This is a genomic window from Pseudomonas sp. 21LCFQ010, assembly GCF_024129905.1.
Classification (GTDB): domain Bacteria; phylum Pseudomonadota; class Gammaproteobacteria; order Pseudomonadales; family Pseudomonadaceae; genus Aquipseudomonas.
Genome location: NZ_JAMYDZ010000013.1, coordinates 126,628 through 141,561, shown reverse-complemented (window position 1 = coordinate 141,561; position 14,934 = coordinate 126,628). Strand labels below are relative to the sequence as shown.

Genomic DNA, 14,934 nt, shown 5'->3' with positions numbered 1-14,934 from the left:
GGTTTATTTCCTGAAGGAATTATTGGTTATCTTTAAATAACCAGAATCCAGCCAACGAACGCCAGTGGCCATGCGTTGATGCGGCGCCGCCCGCTATTGGCCTACCAGAACTCATACCCCATATTCCATGGATCAAGGCGCTTAGAACCCTAAAGCCGTTTACCCATCCGTTGAGGCTGTTATAAAAACAGCAGCGTTATATAGCCAATACAGCCTCAAGGAGCCCGCCCTTCATGTCACGCCTCAAGGACCAATACGCGCTGATCCCCGAGCGCAGCGCGGCGGGGCTGCAACTGGCCCGTGTACAACTGGGAGATGCGGTGCGGCTGATTCAGAGCAACGCGCGAGACAGTGCCGATCAACAGACGGTCGCGCAGCAGTTGAGCAAGGTCTGGCCGTGCCCGGACGCGCTATTTGCCAACGCGGGTGGGTCGCACTTTGTGGTTGGTACTGAACGGCTGGTCGATCGCGGCGTGGGCAATCCATGAGCCTGCAACTCTACGTAGTACGCCACGGCCAGACGTGGGCCAACCGTGAGGGGCGCTACCTCGGCGCACTGGATGCAGAATTGACTGAAGAAGGCCGTCAGCAGGCCGAGGCCTTGCGCAACGCGTTACCCGCGCAGATCGACGTGTTGGTCAGCTCGCCGCTGTTGCGGGCACGGCAAACCGCCGAGATCCTCAACCAGTCGCTGAACCTGCCTCTGGTTGTCGATAAGCATTTTCGTGAGCGTAACGTCGGCGTATTCGAAGGGCTGACCCAGGCTGAGGCCCGGACCCGCTATCCGCAGTTGTGGGCGCGCAATATCACCCGGCAATGGCAGCAAGCACCCGATGGCGGCGAGACCATTGCCGAGGTGGTCGAGCGGTTGCGGCTGGGCCTGAATGGACTGGTCGAGCGCCATGCGGGCAGCACCGTGGTGCTGGTGGCCCATGGTTTTGTGGGCAAGACCGTGCGGGCACTGGTGCGTGGCGACTTCTCGGACTTCTTCGATTGGCAGCTTGAAAATGGACAGGTGCTGGCATTGGATAATGTGGGCGGTATTGCTTTGCCCACTTCAGCGGTTATTTGAAATCGACTGAGTGGTGTTGCAGCCCATTCGCCAGCAAAGCTGCCTCCCACAGATCAGATCCGAGCCGAGCCTGGATCTTGTGCACCTCCCATCAGCCAGCCGCCAGGCCCCACTCTTGTAACTGATCGACTTTATGCCGTGCGGCGGCTATAAGTCAGGCAATCCCGTTCGGCCCATCCAGCACCTGCCGGACCTTGCGCGCCAGGTCGTGGGGCATGCACGGTTTGGACACCACGTCGAACTCCGAGCCGCCAATGTCGGTGCGCTCGATGGAGTTTTCCGCGTAGCCGGTGGTGAGCAGGACCTTGACTCCCGGATAACGACGCCGCACCTCGCGGGCCAGCATCACGCCGTTCATGCCGCCGGGCATGATCAGGTCGGTAAACAGCAGATCATAGCGGGCACCGGATTCGAACTTGCTCAACGCTTCGCGAGCGTTGTAGACGATTTCGGTGGTATAGCCGTAGTCGTCCAGCACCATACGCGCCAGTTCTGCGACGTCCGGGCGGTCTTCGACGATCAGGATGCGTTCACTGCCCTGGCGCCGCTCGGGCACGTAATGGACTTCATGGTGAGCAACGCTGGCCTCATCGACCGGGAAGTACAGACGCAAGGTGGTGCCAACGCCCTCTTCGGTGTAGATGCGCGCCGCACCGCCGGACTGTTTGGCAAAGCCATAGACCATCGACAGGCCGAGGCCCGAGCCCTTGCCTTCGTCCTTGGTGGTGAAAAACGGGTCCATCACCCGCTCACGGATGCTGGCCGGCATGCCGATGCCGTTGTCGGTGATCGCAATGCTCACGTAATGCCCCGGCAGCAGACCATCATGGGACATGCCGGCCAGGTCATGAATTTCCAGGTTGCGGGTTTCGATGAAGATTTTCGGCTCAGGCCTGCCGACCAGCGCGTCGCGGGCGTTGGCGAAGATGTTGAGCAACGCGACTTCGGCCTGGGTCGGGTCGATCCGGCAATTGCCCAAGGTCGGGTCAAGATCGGTTTCCACCTGCACATCGGCACTGAAGGTGCGCTCGATCATCGGTTGCATGGCGCCCACCAGGCCATTGAGGTTGAGCACCCGACCATGCAGTTTCTGCTTGCGGGCGAAGGCCAGCAATTGCTTGGTCAGGGTGCTGGCGCGCTCCACGGCGGCCTTGGCGTGGTAGACGCTGCGCTGCACGCGCTGGCTGTCAATCTGAGGTTTCTCGGCAGCGCTGCCGATCAGATCGATGTAGCCGCCCATGACCTGCAGCAGGTTATTGAAGTCGTGAGCAATGCCGCCGGTGAGTTGCCCGAGGGCTTCCATTTTCTGGGACTGGCGCAGCGCGTCTTCGGCATCACGGCGGCGGCTGACATCCAGTTGCGAGGCGAAGAAATAGATCAGGTCGCCGTTCTCGTTAAAGATCGGCGAGATAAACAATGCGTTCCAGAAACTCGAACCGTCTTTGCGGTAGTTAAGAATCTCGGTCGACACGTCCTTGCGCTGAGCAATCGCCTCGCGCACGCTGCGGACCATTTCAGGGTCGGTTTCAGGCCCCTGCAGGAAGCGGCAGTTGTGCCCCAGCACCTCCTCGCTGCTGTAGCCGGTCATGTTCAGGAAGGCTTTGTTGGCAAACAGGATCGGATTGTCCGGCCGGTTCGGGTCAGTGACGATCATCGGCATGCGGGTGGTTTCCACGGCAGCGAAGAAGATGTTCTTGCCCAGCTGGGATATGTCCCCGGTGGCCGCATTGTCGACCCGTATCTTGTTGTCCGCCACGCTGTGTTTCCCCGATGTCTGTTCGTCTTACTGGCTACGACTTGTCGAGCGGTAAAAGAGTTCGCTCAAGTGCCAGCATGACGTGACGCCAGCCGCCGGCCCGGCATCGAATGACCATCCCTTTTTAGTTTATTGTCCCAAGGAACCCTGCGATGCGTGTGCAGCCTGCCCTTCCCCTTGCGCTCAGCGCCACGTTGCTTGGCGCGCCTTGCGCACTGGCGGCAGAGGGTGCCGTGACCCTGTCGGGCATTGCCGTCAATGCCACGGCCGCCAGCCCCGTCGAAACCGCCCAGGAGCAATTGCGCCAGGTGGCGGGCGCCACCAATGTGGTGGACATGAGCCAGGTCGATCAGGGCCGGGTCAGCAGCAGCGAAGATGTGTTCCGCTATCAGCCGGGCATCTATGCGCGCACCGCGCATAACGAAGGCAGCAAGATTTCCATTCGTGGCTCGGGCCTGAACCGTGCCCCTGGCGGCCATGCCTCGGGGCTGTTCGAGATGCTCGACGGTCTGCCGCTGACCGGCCCCGGCGGCACCCCTTATGAACTCAAGGAACCGCTGTGGCTGAGCCGGGTCGAGGTGTATCGCGGCGCCAACGGTTTCGACCAGGGCGCGCTGTCGCTGGGCGGTGCGATCAACTATGTAACCCGCACTGGCCGTGATGCTTCGCCGCTGCAACTGCGCTACGAAGTCGGCAGCCATGGCTACAGCAAACGGCAGATCAGCTCCGGTCAGGTGCTGGGCGATCTGGATTACTACGTCAGCCTGACCGACTCCAGCACGGACGGTTTTCAGGACCAGACCGCAGGTGGCAGCAAGGGCATCGCCGCCAACCTCGGCTACCGGCTCAGCCCGAACCTGGAAACCCGGTTTTATTTCCGTTACCGGGAAAACGACTACGAGACGCCGGGCCGTCTGACCCGCGAGCAGATCCGTCACGACAGCCGCGCGGCCAGCCCGCTCAATGTGGCCCGCGACAACAAGCGTATTCAGCCGGGCAGCACCTGGCTGGCCAACAAGACCACCTATTACATCGATGACAGCTCACGCATCGAGGCCGGGCTGGTCTATCACGACTACCCGATGGACCTGCGCGAAGGCACCAACCGCCTCAAGGTGGCCTACACCGACATCAGCGGCACCCTGAACTACGTACGCCAGGACACACTGCTGGGCATGGCCAGCCAGACCACCGTCGGCCTGCGCCATACCAAAGGCCTGCCGAACAATGGCAGCTCGGAGTTCGTGCGCATTCCCACCGGCAATACCGCCGGCTACGCACCGGGCACCCGCACCCGCGACTTCAGCTATCTGGGCTCGGACACCACGCTGCACATCGCCAATGAGCTGGAACTGGCACCGGACCTGTGGCTGAGCACCGGGGTTGCCGCGCTTTACACCCGCCGCGAGACCGAAGTCACCTACCCCGACGCCCGCGACCCGCTGAGCATGAGCGAGTGGGACTACGCCGCACGGCTCGGCCTGCGTTACCAGATCAACCCGGACCTGCAGGTGTACGGCAACCTGAGCCGCTCGGTGGAGCCGCCGCACGCCTGGTCGATGATCTGGGGCTCGAACAAGTACTTCCCGGCCGGCAGCGGCGCCTCGACCGGCCTGCAAAGCGGCGGCGTGAAGCTCGACAACCAGACCGCGACCACTCTGGAACTGGGCAGCCGCGGCGACAGCCGGTTCGGCCAGTGGGACCTGGCCTGGTACTACTCGCAGGTTCGTCATGAGCTGCTCAGCGTCGAGATTCAGGCGGCGACCCAGACCACCTCGTCGATCATTGCCGAGAACAACGCCAGCCCGACCGTGCACCAAGGCATTGAGCTGGGCCTGCATAGCCCGCTGTGGCAAGGTCCGGCCGGCAAGGTCGAACTGCGTCAGGCCTACACCTGGAACGACTTCCGCTACCGTGATGACCAGCGGTTCGGCGACAACCGCCTGCCGGGCATCCCACAGCACTACTACCAGGCCGAAGTGCGCTACACCCACCCCAGCGGCGTGTATGTCGGGCTGAACACTGAGCATGCGGCGAAAGTGGCGGTGGACTATGCCAACTCGTTCTACGCCGATCGCTACACCCTGATTGGCGCGACGCTGGGCTACAACTCGCCGGACCAGAAATGGCAGACCTGGCTGGACCTGCGCAACCTGACCAACCAGCGCTACGCCACGACCGTGACGCCAGGCTACGACGATCGCGGGGTTGATACCGCACGCTCGACGCCGGGCGAAGGCGCCGGGGTCTATGCCGGGGTTTCGTGGAGTTTGTAGGGTCGGCCGGGTGGCGATCCGCTTTAGCCGCAATACTGTTCAGATAAGCACTGCGGACCAAGGTGGGAGATTCTATGGTCCTGTGCAAGCCCGTTATTTCAGTTGTGAACGCAACATCGCATTCGTCGGCTGACCGGGGCGCCGGCCGGCCACCCCCACCGAGGTGGCGTGATGCCTGATACTTGAGCACGACGCAAACCCGGTGGGAGCGAGCTCTGCTCGCGAAGAGGCCAGTAAAAGCAATACATCTGCTACGAGTGGTGGCCGATTACCTGATCGAACTGTTCGAGTAGCGTGTATCGAACTCGATCCGGCCCATTAAGCGTTGACATCCTCCCCGGCCTGAAGGCCGGAGATTCCTACGGCGCTCAGGCGCGGCATCGGCCGCCCCCGAGTCGCTTCGGTGGGTTCCTGCTGCTGGCGCCATGACCTCTGCGCTCACTTCACAGGCTAACCGGGCGTGTCCCGCCCTTAGTACATTCATCGCGCCGACCACATCGGCGTTGCCTTCGAAACCACATCCCACGCACCCGAACAGCGCTTGCGTCTGGCGGTTGGCCGCCGACACATGGCCGCAACAGGGGCACGTGCGGCTGGTATTTTGCGGCGGCACGGCAATCAGCCAGCCACCGCGCCACGCCAGCTTGTAGTCCAGTTGGCGGCGGAACTCGAACCAGCCCTGATCGAGGATGGCCCTGTTCAGGCCAGATTTGGCCCGAACGTTTCTTCCCGGTGCCTCTGCCGTGCCTGCCGCCGACCTGGACATATTGCGTACCTGCAAGTCCTCGATACACACCATCGCGTGGTTTTGGCTGATCGTGGTGGAGCACTTGTGCAGGTAGTCGCGGCGGGCATTGCCGATGCGCGAGTGAATGCGCTGGACGCGGGCTTTCGCCTTGTTCCAGTTGCGGCTGAATCTGACCTTGCGGCTCATCGCCTGCTGCGCTTTGCACAGCGCGGTTTCATGGCGTTTGAAGCTGTTGAGGGGTGCGTAGAACGAACCATCCGAAAGCGTGGCGAAGCGGGCAATGCCCATGTCGATGCCGACTGCCGCACCCTGTGCCGTGGGTTGCTCATCGATCTCGCGTTCGGTCTGGATGCTCACGAACCACTTGCCACACGACTGGCTCACGGTGATGTTCTTCACAGTACCCAGCGTCTTGCGGCTGTTGCGGTAGCGCAGCCAGCCCAGCTTGGGCAGAAACAGGCGGCTGTTGGTCTGGTCGAGCTTGATCTGTTTCGGGTCGGGATAGCGGAAGCTGTCGCGCTGCCCCTTCTTCTTGAACCGGGGAAAGTCGGCTCGCTTGGCGAAGAAGTTGGTGTAAGCCCGCTCCAGATCCTTGAGGCTCTGTTGCAACGGGTGAACAGGCGCATCGGCCAGCCATGCGGTTTGCGGGCTATTGCGCCACCCGGTCAGCAACTTGCACAGGCCCGCATAGCCGAGCTTGTTCTCGCCTTGCTCGTGGCGTTCTTTCTGCAACGCCAGCGCCTTGTTGAAGACGAAGCGACAGGAGCCGGCAAAGCGGCGCATTTGCCGCTCCTGCTGGCCGTCTGGCATGAGTTCGTACTTGAAGGCTTGAAATCGTTGCATGCTGCTCTTGAGCCATGAGCAATGAAGACGACATTAGGCGCGGACGGCACGGTGTTTTCAAGGTGCATGACCATGGGGTCTTTGTAACGAAATACCGCCGTATAAGGGCATCTGTGTCGCCGTATTACGTCGCATCATCCTGTGGCTGTGCATCCATCGAACAGCAGCAGACACCCCACGGCAACCAGGGACGGCTACGCCGTCCGCGCTATCCTTCCCCGCCCTGAACGGCGGGGCTTGTCGCGCCCCGATGGTCAATCAGCCAGCCACTCCTGCAGCAACTGCGTGGTGCGCTCAGGATGTTCCAGCGGTGGTAGATGCCCACACTCGGCAAGTGTCACCAACCGTGAGCCGGCGATCTGTTCATGGATGAACTGTGCCTCGGCCGGCGGAGTGATCTGGTCGTCCTCGCCCACGACCACCAGGGTCGGCACCTTAATGTGCGCCAGTAACCCTGAATAGTCGGCACGCTCGATGATCGCCTGCTGCTGGCGAATGAAGCCGTCGCGGCCAACCTGTTGGGCCATGTCCCTGACCTGTTGCGCGGCAGCTGTACCCAGACTGTTGCGGTGGATCAGCTTGGGCAGCAACTGCGGCGTGACGCCCTTGAAGGTGCCCATCTGCGCCAGCTCCAGCAAGCCGCGACGCACCCTGGCCCGGTCGGCACTGTCGGGCCGCGCCATGGTGTCAAACAATGCCAGGCGCACTACGCGCTGCGGCGCCTGGCGCAGAATCTCCATAGCCACATAACCGCCCATGGACAACGCCGCCAGGGCGAATTGCGGTGGCGCCGCTTGCAGCACCCGTGCGGCCATCGCCGCAATCGAAGTGTCCTGGGTCAGGTCGGGGATCTGCACATGACGGTCGCGAGCGATCAGCGCCTGCTGCTGCGCCCACAGGCGGGCATCGTTGAGCAGGCCGGGGAGCATGACGAGAGGAAGAGTCAAAAGGAGCAGTCCAGTCGGGCGAAGGGCCACAGTTTAAACCGCCTGTGCAACAGAGCAACCGTCTGGCCTGCCCTTTTCAGCGCCTTTGAGCAGGCACGCAGAAAAGGCCCTTGATTGCTCAAGAGCCTTTTGCGCAATTGAATTGACGCGGCTTACAGCGGCGGCGGGATGGTCGCCAGCAAGCCAATCAAAATGGTCACCGCCAAGAACCCAAGCATGAAAAACGCCATCTTGCCCATCAGATTGCTCCCATAGCCCTAAAAGATCATGGGGCCATGATGCCGCAGCCACTGATCCGGTTACAGATTCAGAAACCTGAATAAAAACCGGATCAGATGGCCGACTGTTCTGCGGTCAGCGCCTGTTGGTCGATATAACGGTTGCCGATCCGCGCATGGGGCCGGCCGCCATCGGCGGCGCCCAGCACCACCACGATTTCGTCGGCGCGTGGCGCGTCGTCGATGCGCAGCTCCAGGGTCAGGTAGTGGGAGCGCATGCCCTCATCGTCCTTGTGCATCATCGGCACCTGAATGGAGGTGCCCGCCCCGCCGCGCTTGTTGGTGAACGCCAGGTAACTCTTGGCGTCCACCGCCTCACGAAAGTGATTGCCGAAGCGCAAGGTGTGGATCAGCGCCGAGGCATGCTCGATTTCGCCCGCCTCCCCAACCACTGCGGCCTTGCCATAGGCCTCAATGCGCGCAGCACCACCGATGGCCTGGGCCAGTTGCGCAACGATCAGTTGCCCAAGGTCCGAACAATGCTCACGGATCTGCGGTTTGAGGTCCTCGACAAAGCCGCGACCGTGCCAGGGGTTGGTGATGACTGCCGCCACCGCGACCATGTTCAGTGGCGTCTGCACTGCTTTGCCACCTTCGATGAAGATCTGTTCTTTATACGTGACGAGTTTGCGTATCTGAAATGCCATGGAGCCTCCCATTTATGAACACCGTATTACGGTATACCAATGTTCTTTGATCTATAGGCACGGATAACAGGCTCAGATCCGGGCGTTTTTTGCAGAGCAGCGTCTTCAATGCCTCCGATTCAGCTTCATGCCAAACAAGTCATCTGATCCGTAAATAAATATCGAAAATGCATCTGGTGTCGTTTTTTTCCCGCAGGCATGCTGACGCCTCGATCCGCATGACACGACCTGCCCATGAAGCGCTACGAACAACTTGCCGAAGACATCGCCCAGATGATCCGCAACCGGACCCTCAAGGGCGGTGAGAAGCTGCCCTCGGTGCGGGTCGCCAGCCAGCGCTTTGCAGTCAGCCCCTCAACCGTGTTCCAGGCCTATTACCGGCTTGAAGACCGCGGGCTGATCCAGGCGCGGGAGCGTTCGGGCTATTACGTGCGTGAACATGCCAGCCGCTCGCTGAGCGAACCGGCCATTCATCTGAGCCCTTCACTGGGCACCGAGGTGGATGTCAGCGAACTGGTGTTTTCGGTGCTGGGCAGCTTGCAGGACCCGCAAACCGTGCCGTTTGGTTCGGCGTTTCCCAGCCCGGACCTGTTCCCCCTGCCGCGCCTGGCCCGTTCCATGGCCCACAGCGTGCGCGGGCTGCTGCCCCATGCGGTGATCGCCGACATGACCAGCGGCAACCAGGAACTGCGGCGCCAGATCGCGCTGCGCTACCTCAACAGCGGCGTGCACCCGGAACGCGAAGAACTGGTCATCACCAATGGCGCGATGGAAGCCCTGAGCCTGTGCCTGCAAACCGTGACCCAGCCGGGCGACCTGGTGGCCATCGAAGCTCCGGCGTTTTATGCCTGTTTGCAGATGCTCGAACGCCTCAAGCTCAAGGCCGTGGAAATTCCGGTGCACCCGCGTGACGGCGTGGACCTTGAGCAACTGGCCGACCGCCTCGGGCAATTGCCGATCAAGGCCTGCTGGTTCATGAGCAGCCTGCAGAACCCGCTGGGCGCGAGCATGCCCGATGCCAACAAACAGGCGCTGTACGAGTTGCTCAAGACCCATCAGGTGCCATTGATCGAAGACGATGTCTATGCCGAGCTGTATTACGGCAGCCGCGCGCCACGCCCGGTCAAGAGCCTGGACACCGAAGGCCTGGTGATGCACTGCGGTTCGTTTTCCAAATGCCTGGCACCGGGTTACCGGGTCGGCTGGGTGGCGGGCGGACGCTATGCGCAAAAAATCAGCCGCCTGAAACTGATGACCAGCATTTCGCCCTCGGTGCCCGCGCAAGCGGCCATCGCCGATTACCTGCAACACGGCGGGTTCGACCGGCACCTGCGCAAATTGCGCCATACCCTGGAGATGCAACAAGGTGCGATGCTCGCCTCGGCGGCCCGGCACTTTCCGGAACAAACCCGGGTCACCCGGCCAACCGGCGGATACTTTCTGTGGTTTGAGTTTCCCGAACGGGTCGACTCGCTGAAGCTTTACCAAATGGCGCTGGCGCAGGGCATCAGCATCGCGCCAGGGCCCATGTTCTCGGCGCAGCGCGGCTTCAGCCATTGTGCACGGCTCAACCACGGCTACCCGTGGACCCCGCAGCGCGAAGCGGCGATGGGGGTGCTGGGGCGGATTCTGCAGGCGTTCTGAGCAGCCCCTTCAGCCGTTGAGCATGCCTTCGACCTGCGCCAGGCTGACCCTGGGAATCACCCGCTCAGGGATCCGCGAACGCGCCGACAGGTTGTACACCGCGAAGTCCTCACCCACCACCTTGTCGGCCATGATCTGCAACGACGGCAAAATTCGCCGCTGAAAATGCTGGTCCAGGCCGCAGGGTGAATTGGCCGGATCGTTCGGGCTGGCCTCGTAAAAACGCCCAGCCGCCTGATCCAGATCCACGCCCACCAGAAAGACCTTGCGAAACCCCGAGTGATAGGCGATTTGCAGGGCCAGATACGCCACCGTGCGCGCATCGAAAAAGCCTTGCGACAGGTCCTTGCTGAACCCCAGCGAACGGGCACGGCGGCTCCAGAAAGCGCCGCTGCGCACCAGGTTGCGCTCGCGGCGCAGCAGCGTGCGCAACAGCGACGGCGGCCCGGCTTTTTTTAGAGGCAGGACTTTGTCTGCCGACAGCGCAGGCAGGTCGTCCAGCAGCTCGTCCCATACAGCCAGGCGCTGGCTACGCTGAACGGCCTCGTTGAACAACTGCGGTTGCTGGCGTGGAAAATCCTTGTCGGTGCAGGCGTAACAGAAAGGTCGGATGCTGGTGCGGGCGAACATCGAGATCGCGCCGTTCATGGTAATCATCGGCACCTTGGCAAAACGCTCAATGGGAAAGTCCCGCGCCGATGGGCCGGAGGCGACGATAAATACGGCGTTGTGCTCGCCGCTGCCTGTGCTACGCCGTACAAGCGGGTGGTTGCTGGCCAATGGCACGATGCTGCTCCCTGGTCTGGCCGGATACCCGACGCTTCAAATCTGGCCGACAGGTATAAACGCCATTCTTTTCCGGGCAATCGCAGCTTGGTAGTGCTCTGCTACACAGCTGACACATTCGCTGATCTGCCTGCGCCACCGACCTTGTAGGAGCGGCTTTAGCCGCGAAAAGCTTCGCTGCTAAAGCAGCTCCTACGAATCAAGCGCAACCCGGTCCCAAGGTGCAACATCGCCGCCAAATCGCTCGGCCAGAAACTCGATAAGCAAGCGCAACGGTAACGGCTGGTGGCGCCGCGACAGGTAGACGGCATGGATATTCATGGTATCGAGTGCATAGTCGGGCAACACCACCTGCAGTGTGCCGCGGGCCAGCGCCTCGCCCACGTAATAGGTCGGCAGCATCGCAATCCCCGCACCCGCCAGTGCGGCGGCCAGCACGATGGAGGTTTCGTTCGCCGTCAGGCTGCCTCGCGCTTGCACGACTGTCAGTTGCTCGCCCTTGCGCAGGTTGTAACTGGTCGCAAAGCCATGGCTGTGCAGAATGCTTTTATGCGCCGCCAGATCCTCGGGGCTTACCGGCGTACCGACCCTGGCCAGATAAGCCGGCGACGCGCACAGCACCGATCGGCAGACCGCCAGACGCCGTGCGACCAGTTCGTCATCGATGCGCTGGCTGAGGCGAATGGCCAGATCGATGCGGTCCTGGACCAGATCGACCGTCCTGTCGACCATCACCAGGTCAATCTCGACCTTGGGGTGCAGGGCCTGAAACTCCACCACCGCTGCGGTCAATTGCGCCTGCGCGAACGACGGCGCCGAGGTCAGCCGCAGCCGCCCCTGCACCTCGCCGGCCTGACTGGCTTGGGAAACAATGTCGCCGGCCAGGCTGACCATTTCCCGGCAGTTCTTGAGCGCCTGCTCACCGGCATCGGTCAAGGCCAACCTGCGCGTGGTGCGGTGCAGCAGCCGCACGCCCAGCCAGGCTTCCAGCCCTTCAAGGTAGCGGCTGGTCATGGCCCTGGACATGTCCAAAGCCTCGGCGGCAGCGCTCATGCTGCCCCGTTCGACAATCTCTACAAACACCCGCATGGCGGTAAGACGATCCATTGATATGCTCGATCCGGTTGACAAACCATTGCCTGAAGCGAAGTTTATCTGCGCCTACTGAATCAATACAGTGCTCTCCACCCGCAGCAGCCGCTGCAATCCAATCTGGAGAACACCTTTGATGACGATCCCGCGCCTTTTCACCCGTCTGGCTGCCGTCGCCGCACTCTCGCTGTCGGCCGCTGCGGTCGCTCAAGCCGACCCGCTGGACCTCAAGGTCTACCATGCCGATGCCAACAGCTTTAACGTCAACGCCGTGCTGGTCACCGGCAAGACTGACGCGCTGCTGGTCGACACCGGTTTCACCCGCGCTGACGCGCTGCGCATCGCGGCCATGGTGCTCGACAGCGGCAAGACCCTGAAGACCATCTACATCAGCCAGCCTGACCCGGACTACTACTTCGGCATTGATATCCTCAAAGGCTACTTTCCGGATGCCCAAGTAGTTGCCACTGCGCCAACGATCAAAAAGATCGAGGCGACCCTGCCGACCAAGCTGAGCTTCTGGCCCGCGAAAATGGGCGCCAATGCCCCGGCACATGTCAGCCTGCCTGCCGTGCTTGAAGCCAACGCGCTGACGCTGGAAGGCCAGACCCTGGAAATCCGTGGCGCCGACGGCCGCCTGCCGCACCGCAGCTATGTGTGGATTCCCTCGCTCAAAGCCGTGGTCGGCGGGGTCAATGTGTACGCCGGGCTGCATGCCTGGACCGCCGACGCTGCCAGCGCTGAAGACCGCGCGGTCTGGTCGGCCAAGCTTGCGGACATCGCCGCCCTGAAACCGGCCATCGTGGTACCAGGGCACGCTGCACCGGGCGCCGCGCAGGACGTTTCGCAAGTGACCTACACCCAGCAGTACCTGCAACGCTGGGACACCGAACTGAAGAAAGCCAAAGACAGCGCCACGCTGATCAAGGCCATGCAAACCGCTTATCCCAATGCCGGGCTGGGCATCGCCCTGGATATCGGCGCCAAGGTCGCTACCGGCGAAATGAAGTGGTAAGGGAGAACGCCATGCAAGCCTTCAAGCTGCCCACTCAGGCTGTGGTATATGTCATGGATGCGTACTGCGGCTGGTGCTGGGGCTTTACCGAACGGCTGGCCGAATTCGAAGCGGCCAATCGTCATCGAGTGGCGTTCAGCGCAATCAGCGGCGGGCTGTTCATCGGCCCGCGCGCGGCAGCGATCTCCAGCTACCCGCATATCGCGCAGGCCAACCAGCGCATTTCGCAACTGACCGGTGCCCGCTTTGGTGAAGGTTATGCCGCCCTGTTGCAGCAAGGCACGGCGGTCATGGATTCACTGGACGCCGCACGAGCCCTGGCGGTGCTGCGCGCCCATGCCCCGGAGCGTGCCGTGTACTGGGCGCATGAGCTACAGGCCGCGTTCTATGGCAAAGGTCTGAGTCTGTCCGAACCTGCCACGGTGGGTGCAATCGCAGCAGCCAATGGTCTTGATGTGCAGGCCGTACTGCACGACTTGCAGAGCGACGCCGCCAGCGCCCAGGCCCGAGCGGATTTTGCCATCACACGCCAGTTGGGCATCGGCTCTTACCCGACGCTGCTGTATATCGATGGCAATACCGCACACCCGTTGCCGGGCACCGGCGCGACGCTGGCAGAGCTTGATTCGCAGTTGGACGCAATCCTGAGGCTCGACGCGTGATTTGTGGGAGGCTGCTCTGCAGGCGACTGCAGCGCTGCCGACGCCAAGCCGATCAGGGGTGTCAATCGCGGATGATGGCCAGCGCATCGGGCTCTGGCCCGGCCTTCCAGCGCTGCTGAATAGTCCATGTAGCGGTGTCGATCACCGCCACATGGTCACCGCCACTAACCGCCACAAAGGCGCGCTTGCCATCGGGAGCAACAATCGCACCGATCGGCAATGCCGCTTCACCGAGCATGGTCTTGCGATAGCTCACGCCCTCCTGAGCCAGGGCGATGCGCTTGATCTCCTTTTTCTGCGCGACATCGATAACCGACAGTTCAGCCGAACGCGCATTGGTGACCAGCGCGTGTTTGCCATCCGGGGTCATGACAATACGGATCGGAAACTGGCCGGTCTTGATCCGCTCGGTGACCTTCAGACTCTGCGTATCAACAAACACCACTTCATCGGCTTCGCGGTTGCTGACCAGCACTTCGCGGCCATCCTTGCTGATCGCAATGCCCTCACTGCCTTTGCCGGTCTCGACCTCGGCGATCTTCTGGTACTGCTCAAGATCCACCACCGACAGGCGGCCGCCGTCAACGTGGGTCACATAAGCACGGGTCGCATCCGGCGACAGCTCGACCATGTGCGGCTTGCCACCGCCAATGGCGACGCGCTGCACCACCTTGCCCTGTTTCAGGTCCACCAGCAGCAGGCGCTCGCTGCCCTCGGTGGTGACTGCAATGCGCTGGTTATCCGGCAGAAAGCGGATGCCGTGAGGAAAGGTGTCTTCGCCCAGGTCCACGGTGCGCAGCACCTTGCGCGTCGGCCAGTCGATCACCGTCAGGCTGTTGTTGGGCTTGCCCGGCGCACCGTAATTGCCAACCACAGCCAGTTTATTGTCACGCGACACGATGACCTCATGAGGACCGGTGCCCACCGGCAGACGCAACAGTTCCTTGCCATCGGCCATGCTCAGCGCCGAGACGCTGGCGCCGTCCTTGTTGCCGACCAACAGCACCTCGGCAGCCTGGGCCAGTGGCGCACCCAGCAACAGGCCGGCCAGGCAGGCACGGCGCAGGAATGGGGGGATTGAATGCAACATCGACAGTCTCCTTGCAGCGGTGAAATTCCATTATTGAAAAGCCGGATTTCGACCCGCTAGCAAGGTTGTGAGTTCGCG

At 62.0% G+C, this 14,934-nt stretch carries 13 protein-coding genes and 1 pseudogene; 7 read left to right on the top strand and 7 right to left on the bottom strand.

From position 1 onward, the window contains the following. Window positions 1-233: 233 nt before the first annotated feature. Entirely contained in the window at window positions 234-488 is a 255-nt protein-coding gene (locus tag NJC38_RS16520) for a hypothetical protein (protein ID WP_253115855.1), read from the top strand. Then, window positions 485-1,072: a histidine phosphatase family protein gene (locus tag NJC38_RS16515; RefSeq protein WP_253115853.1), complete on the top strand. Its 588-nt coding sequence runs from the start codon at window positions 485-487 to the stop codon at window positions 1,070-1,072. Before NJC38_RS16520 ends, NJC38_RS16515 begins: the two co-directional genes overlap by 4 nt. A gap of 154 nt (window positions 1,073-1,226) precedes the next feature. On the opposite strand, the gene NJC38_RS16510 is transcribed toward NJC38_RS16515, so the two are convergent. Further along, the gene (locus tag NJC38_RS16510) at window positions 1,227-2,828 is read right to left on the bottom strand and encodes a hybrid sensor histidine kinase/response regulator (protein ID WP_045491698.1); all 1,602 of its coding nucleotides are present in this window, start codon (window positions 2,826-2,828) and stop codon (window positions 1,227-1,229) included. Between the two features lie 152 nt (window positions 2,829-2,980). On the opposite strand from NJC38_RS16510, the gene NJC38_RS16505 reads away from it, so the two are divergent. After that, window positions 2,981-5,104, top strand: coding sequence for a TonB-dependent receptor (locus NJC38_RS16505; protein ID WP_253115851.1), 2,124 nt, complete (start codon window positions 2,981-2,983; stop codon window positions 5,102-5,104). Window positions 5,105-5,372: 268 nt separating this feature from the next. Here NJC38_RS16505 and NJC38_RS16500 read toward each other — a convergent pair whose 3' ends face one another. Then, entirely contained in the window at window positions 5,373-6,695 is a 1,323-nt protein-coding gene (locus tag NJC38_RS16500; RefSeq protein WP_253115849.1) for a transposase, read from the bottom strand. Between the two features lie 14 nt (window positions 6,696-6,709). On the opposite strand from NJC38_RS16500, the pseudogene NJC38_RS16495 reads away from it, so the two are divergent. Continuing rightward, a pseudogene (locus NJC38_RS16495) lies at window positions 6,710-6,796 on the top strand (IS200/IS605 family transposase); the annotation flags it as partial. Between the two features lie 153 nt (window positions 6,797-6,949). On the opposite strand, the gene NJC38_RS16490 reads toward NJC38_RS16495, so the two are convergent. Beyond that, window positions 6,950-7,642 carry an alpha/beta fold hydrolase gene (locus NJC38_RS16490; protein ID WP_306456552.1) on the bottom strand — a complete coding sequence of 231 codons (693 nt, stop codon included), beginning with the start codon at window positions 7,640-7,642 and terminating at the stop codon, window positions 6,950-6,952. 331 nt (window positions 7,643-7,973) lie between these two features. Next, the gene (locus tag NJC38_RS16485) at window positions 7,974-8,567 is read right to left on the bottom strand and encodes an amino acid synthesis family protein (protein ID WP_253115846.1); all 594 of its coding nucleotides are present in this window, start codon (window positions 8,565-8,567) and stop codon (window positions 7,974-7,976) included. Between the two features lie 234 nt (window positions 8,568-8,801). Between NJC38_RS16485 and mapR the strand changes: the two genes are divergently transcribed. Next, a complete protein-coding gene (gene mapR / locus NJC38_RS16480; RefSeq protein ID WP_045491707.1) occupies window positions 8,802-10,211 on the top strand; it encodes a GntR family transcriptional regulator MpaR in 1,410 nt (469 codons plus the stop codon). Window positions 10,212-10,220: 9 nt separating this feature from the next. Here mapR and NJC38_RS16475 read toward each other — a convergent pair whose 3' ends face one another. Together NJC38_RS16475 and NJC38_RS16470 are read right to left on the bottom strand one after the other, a co-directional pair. Next, window positions 10,221-10,997 carry a lipopolysaccharide biosynthesis protein gene (locus NJC38_RS16475; RefSeq protein WP_253115844.1) on the bottom strand — a complete coding sequence of 259 codons (777 nt, stop codon included), beginning with the start codon at window positions 10,995-10,997 and terminating at the stop codon, window positions 10,221-10,223. 192 nt (window positions 10,998-11,189) lie between these two features. Continuing rightward, entirely contained in the window at window positions 11,190-12,104 is a 915-nt protein-coding gene (locus NJC38_RS16470; protein WP_253115843.1) for a LysR family transcriptional regulator, read from the bottom strand. Window positions 12,105-12,225: 121 nt separating this feature from the next. Here NJC38_RS16470 and NJC38_RS16465 point away from each other — a divergent pair, with 121 nt between their 5' ends. Both NJC38_RS16465 and NJC38_RS16460 read left to right on the top strand, forming a co-directional pair. Beyond that, window positions 12,226-13,104, top strand: coding sequence for an MBL fold metallo-hydrolase (locus NJC38_RS16465; protein WP_253115841.1), 879 nt, complete (start codon window positions 12,226-12,228; stop codon window positions 13,102-13,104). Window positions 13,105-13,115: 11 nt separating this feature from the next. Next, a complete protein-coding gene (locus NJC38_RS16460) occupies window positions 13,116-13,766 on the top strand; it encodes a DsbA family protein (protein ID WP_253115839.1) in 651 nt (216 codons plus the stop codon). Window positions 13,767-13,827: 61 nt separating this feature from the next. Here the strand turns inward: NJC38_RS16460 and NJC38_RS16455 are convergent, their stop codons facing one another. Then, on the bottom strand, window positions 13,828-14,856 hold the full coding sequence (locus NJC38_RS16455) for a cytochrome D1 domain-containing protein (RefSeq protein ID WP_253115837.1): 1,029 nt from the start codon (window positions 14,854-14,856) through the stop codon (window positions 13,828-13,830). Between the last annotated feature and the right edge of the window lie 78 nt (window positions 14,857-14,934).

Excerpts from the sequence above, each read along its gene's own strand:
- NJC38_RS16485 (WP_253115846.1), bottom strand. The coding sequence starts at position 8,567 with ATGGCATTTCAGATACGCAAACTCGTCACGTATAAAGAACAGATCTTC.
- NJC38_RS16470 (WP_253115843.1), bottom strand. The coding sequence starts at position 12,104 with ATGGATCGTCTTACCGCCATGCGGGTGTTTGTAGAGATTGTCGAACGG.
- NJC38_RS16455 (WP_253115837.1), bottom strand. The coding sequence starts at position 14,856 with ATGTTGCATTCAATCCCCCCATTCCTGCGCCGTGCCTGCCTGGCCGGC.
- NJC38_RS16500 (WP_253115849.1), bottom strand. The coding sequence starts at position 6,695 with ATGCAACGATTTCAAGCCTTCAAGTACGAACTCATGCCAGACGGCCAG.
- NJC38_RS16515 (WP_253115853.1), top strand. The coding sequence starts at position 485 with ATGAGCCTGCAACTCTACGTAGTACGCCACGGCCAGACGTGGGCCAAC.
- mapR (WP_045491707.1), top strand. The coding sequence starts at position 8,802 with ATGAAGCGCTACGAACAACTTGCCGAAGACATCGCCCAGATGATCCGC.
- NJC38_RS16505 (WP_253115851.1), top strand. The coding sequence starts at position 2,981 with ATGCGTGTGCAGCCTGCCCTTCCCCTTGCGCTCAGCGCCACGTTGCTT.
- NJC38_RS16460 (WP_253115839.1), top strand. The coding sequence starts at position 13,116 with ATGCAAGCCTTCAAGCTGCCCACTCAGGCTGTGGTATATGTCATGGAT.
- NJC38_RS16465 (WP_253115841.1), top strand. The coding sequence starts at position 12,226 with ATGACGATCCCGCGCCTTTTCACCCGTCTGGCTGCCGTCGCCGCACTC.
- NJC38_RS16520 (WP_253115855.1), top strand. The coding sequence starts at position 234 with ATGTCACGCCTCAAGGACCAATACGCGCTGATCCCCGAGCGCAGCGCG.